At 73.4% G+C, this 3,839-nt stretch carries 4 protein-coding genes; 2 read left to right on the top strand and 2 right to left on the bottom strand.

The window, feature by feature from the left end:
* On the top strand, positions 1-606 hold a 606-nt coding region (locus KIK08_RS37885), incomplete at its 5' end, for a thiolase family protein (RefSeq protein WP_214408133.1).
* A gap of 168 nt (positions 607-774) precedes the next feature.
* Here KIK08_RS37885 and KIK08_RS37880 read toward each other — a convergent pair.
* A complete protein-coding gene (locus tag KIK08_RS37880; RefSeq protein WP_214408132.1) occupies positions 775-2,160 on the bottom strand; it encodes a S1C family serine protease in 1,386 nt (461 codons plus the stop codon).
* Between the two features lie 99 nt (positions 2,161-2,259).
* Between KIK08_RS37880 and KIK08_RS37875 the strand changes: the two genes are divergently transcribed.
* A complete protein-coding gene (locus tag KIK08_RS37875) occupies positions 2,260-3,492 on the top strand; it encodes a YihY/virulence factor BrkB family protein (RefSeq protein WP_250558618.1) in 1,233 nt (410 codons plus the stop codon).
* Here KIK08_RS37875 and KIK08_RS37870 read toward each other — a convergent pair.
* A partial coding sequence (locus tag KIK08_RS37870) for a hypothetical protein (protein ID WP_214408131.1) occupies positions 3,447-3,839 on the bottom strand: 393 nt, incomplete at its 5' end. The genes KIK08_RS37875 and KIK08_RS37870 overlap by 46 nt on opposite strands.

The raw sequence follows: 3,839 nt of genomic DNA, 5'->3' as shown, positions 1-3,839 counted from the left end.
CAGCAGGAGGGTCGCTTCGAGGGTCAGATCGCGCCGGTGAGGTTGGATGACGGCACGGTGGTCGGCAGGGACGAGGGCATCCGCCCGGGGAGCTCGGTGGAGACGCTGGCGAACCTGAAGACGGTGTTCAAGCCCGAGGGTGGGGTGATCACCGCGGGGAACTCGTCGCAGATCTCGGATGGTTCGGCGGCGTTGCTGATGATGACCTCGGAGAAGGCGGCCGAGTTGGGGTTGCGTCCGATCGCGCGGGTGCACACGGCGGTGTTGGCCGGGGCCGATCCGGTGATCATGTTGACGGCGCCGATCCCGGCGACGCAGAAGGCGTTGAAGAAGTCCGGGCTCTCGATCGGGGAGATCGGGGCGTTCGAGGTGAACGAGGCGTTCGCGCCGGTGCCGTTGGCGTGGTTGGCCGATCTGGGGGCGGATGCGAAGGCGTTGAACCCGAACGGTGGGGCGATCGCGTTGGGGCACCCGTTGGGTGGGTCGGGTGCGCGGATCATGACGACGTTGGTGCACCACATGCGGGACAACGGCATCCGGTACGGGTTGCAGACGATGTGCGAGGGCGGTGGGCAGGCCAACGCCACCATCCTCGAACTGCTCTGACCGACCAGTCCCGGCCCGGGCTCAGGGGCGTCTTCGCAGGGGCAGTCGGGTCTTCGCAGGTGCCGTAGACCCTGTGAAGACCACGGCGACTCTGCGAAGAGGGGCGGACAGGCCGACGCCCCCGCGGAGGGGGCGCGGGGGCGTCGGGGTCGGTGGGGTGGTGGTGGGTCAGTTGCCGAACGGGTTGCCGCCGCCGTTGCCGCCGAAGGGCCCCCCGTTGCCGAACGGGTTCTCGCTCTGGCCGCCGCTGCTGGTGGTCGCGGCCTGGTCGGTCACGCTGCCCAGCGTCACGTCGACGGTGCGGGCGGCGGAGCCCTCGCCGACGGTCAGGGTGACCGTGTCGCCCGGTGCGTGGGCGCCGATGCGGGCGATCAGGTCGGCGAAGCTCTCGACCGAGGCGTTGTCGACCTTGGTGACCACGTCGCCCGCGTTCAGGCCCGCGCTCGCGGCGGGGGAGCCGGGGTCGACCTCGGCCAGGATGGCGCCGGCGCCGCTGGCCGGGGCGGCCGCATTGCCGCGGACCCCGAGGACCGGCTTGGTCGCCGAGCCGGAGTCGAGGATCTCCTGGGCCACCCGCTCGGCCTGGTCGATCGGGATGGCGAAGCCCAGCCCGATGCTGCCGGAGCTGTCGCCCGCGGTGGCGATGGCCGAGTTGATGCCCACGACCTGGCCCTGCAGGTTGACCAGCGCGCCGCCGGAGTTGCCCTGGTTGATGGGGGCGTCGGTCTGCATGCCGTTGTAGACGACCGCCGAGCCGTCCTCGCCCTGGACCTGCACGGTGCGGTCGAAGGCGCTGACGATGCCGGTGGTGACGGTGCCGGACAGGCCCTGCGGCGAGCCGATCGCCACCACCTGCTGGCCGACCTGCAGGTCGGCGCTGTTGCCCAGGGTGGCGGGGGTCAGGCCGGAGGCGTTCTGCAGCTTGATGACCGCGAGGTCGTAGCTGGGGGAGGTGCCGACCACGGTGGCCTGGTACTCGGTGCCGTCGGCCAGGGTCACGGTGATGGGGCCGGTGGAGCCGGCGACGACGTGGTTGTTGGTGAGCACGTTGCCGTCGGCGGTCAGGATGACGCCGCTGCCCTCCGCGGTGCCCTGGGCCAGGCTCACCCGGATGTCGACGGTGCTGGGCGTCGCGGTCTGGGCGGCGGCCGCCACCGAACCGGGGACGGCGTTCGCCGCGTTGTTGGCCGACGGCGCCGTTGTGAGGGCGGAGCTCGCCGGGGCGTTGCCGCCGTCGAGCAGCGCGTAGGCGCCGGCGAAGCCGCCACCGCCGCCGACCAGGCCGGCGATGAGGGCCGCGGTGACGACCGCGGCCATCGGCCGCTTCGGCCGCGGCGGCTGCGCGTCCACCCGGTTCTCGCCCCAGCTCGGGTCGCGGGGCGACGGCGGGCCGGCGTAGCCGGGGGTGCCGTGGCCACCGGCATCGCCCGGCGGGTAGACAGAGGTGGGGTAGGTCGTCGTGGACGGCCCGCCGCTGTAGGGCGGAACGGGGTGCTGGTGGGGACGGGAGCCGGCACCCGTGTCCCGGCCCTGCTCCCTCTGCTCGTCGCTCATGACACCGAATATGGGCGCTCAACCTGGGAGCAGACTGAGACGTCGTTAGGAATGTCCGTCCGAAGTCGCTGAGCCATGGCCGAGAGCGGGGAGATCCGGATGTCCCCGCAGGACAGCGTGCCCGCCGCAGGGGATCCTGTTGCCGTGGGCGGCGAGGGCGGCAGACCGGGACCGGTGCGGCGGGTGGCGCGCCGGGTACTGGCCGGCGCCTGGGAGGACGACATCTTCAGCGAGTCGGCGAACGCCGGCTTCTGGCAGACCCTGTCGCTGCCCCCGCTCCTGCTGGGGCTCTTCGGCATCCTGGGCTTCGTCGGTGACTGGTTCGGCCCGGACACCGTCACCGCCGTCCAGGAGTACATCGTGCAGACCACCGGCGGGTTCTTCAGCCGCAACGCCGTCGAGGAGATCATTGCCCCGACCGTGGGCGACATCCTCACCACGGCCCGCGGCGAGGTCGTCTCGCTCGGGTTCGTGCTCAGCCTGTGGTCGGGCTCGTCGGCGATGGCGGCCTTCGTCGACGCGATCACCCGGGCGCACGGCCAGTACGAGCTGCGCAACCTCGTCTGGCAGCGGCTGCTGTCGATCCTGCTCTACACCGTGGCGCTGGTCTTCGGGATCATCGCGCTGCCGATCGTGGCGATCGGTCCCGACCGGCTGCTGCCACTGGTCCCCGACCAGTTCCGGTCGGCCGCCGAGGCGGTGGTGGCCACGCTGACCACCCCGGTCCTCGGCGTCGTGCTGGTGCTCGCGCTCACCACGCTCTACCGCATCGCCCTGCCCTACAAGCCGCCGTGGTGGCGGGGGCTGCCCGGGGCGCTGCTGGCCGCGGTGGTGTTCCTGGTCGGGGTCACCGGCCTGCGCGCCTACCTCGACTGGATCACCAGCACCGGCTACACCTACGGCGCGCTGGCGGCCCCGATCGCCTTCCTGCTGGCCACGTTCTTCATCGCGCTGGCCATCGTGATCGGGGCGCACGTCAACGCGGCCATCCAGGCCGAGTGGCCCGCCGTGCTGCGCAGGCGGGGCCAGATCGTGGCCCGGCAGCAGCCGGAGGGGGCGACGCCGTCGGGTCGGCCGCACGGGGTGGTCGACGCCGTCCAGCGCGACCCGGAGGCCGCGGCGGCGCTGCTGGCCGGCATGGGCTACCGCATCGAACGACCCGAGGACGTCGAGCCGGCGGAGGTGGTCGTCGAAGACGGCCCCCGCGACGGCACCGACGACACCGACGGGGGTGCCGAGGACAGCGCCGCCGAGGTGGACGACACCCGGCCGGAGCCGGAGGCCGATCAGGACCACGCGCCGCCGGACATGGCCGCCGAGCGGGCGCGGTAGCCGGCGGTGCCCTCGACGATATTGCGCTCCAGGTCGGCCCGGTTGCGCGCGGCCGTGGACACCGTCGGCCCCAGCGCCCTGGCGATCTGCTTCAGGGCGGGCACCGGGTAGCGGTGCCGGTCGAGGTGCTCGGCCACCTCGCGCGGGGTGTGCAGCTCGCGGATGGCGCGCACGGCCGTGCCGACCACGTCGGGATCGGGCGCCGCCGGCGGGCGCCGGGGCGAGGGCGGCACCGGCGCGGCCGCCGGGGTCGGGTCGCCGGTCGCCGCGGTCGCCTCGTAGACGAACCGGGCGCGGCCCGCGGCCAGCTCGGCCAGCTGCCCGGGCGTCAGCTCGGCCACCAGCCG

Source organism: Pseudonocardia lacus, assembly GCF_018531445.1.
GTDB classification, from domain to species: domain Bacteria; phylum Actinomycetota; class Actinomycetes; order Mycobacteriales; family Pseudonocardiaceae; genus Pseudonocardia; species Pseudonocardia lacus.
The sequence above is the reverse complement of the archived record's forward strand: the minus strand, read 5'-3'. Positions and strand labels throughout refer to the sequence as shown.

Excerpts from the sequence above, each read along its gene's own strand:
- KIK08_RS37880 (WP_214408132.1), bottom strand. The coding sequence starts at position 2,160 with ATGAGCGACGAGCAGAGGGAGCAGGGCCGGGACACGGGTGCCGGCTCC.
- KIK08_RS37875 (WP_250558618.1), top strand. The coding sequence starts at position 2,260 with ATGTCCCCGCAGGACAGCGTGCCCGCCGCAGGGGATCCTGTTGCCGTG.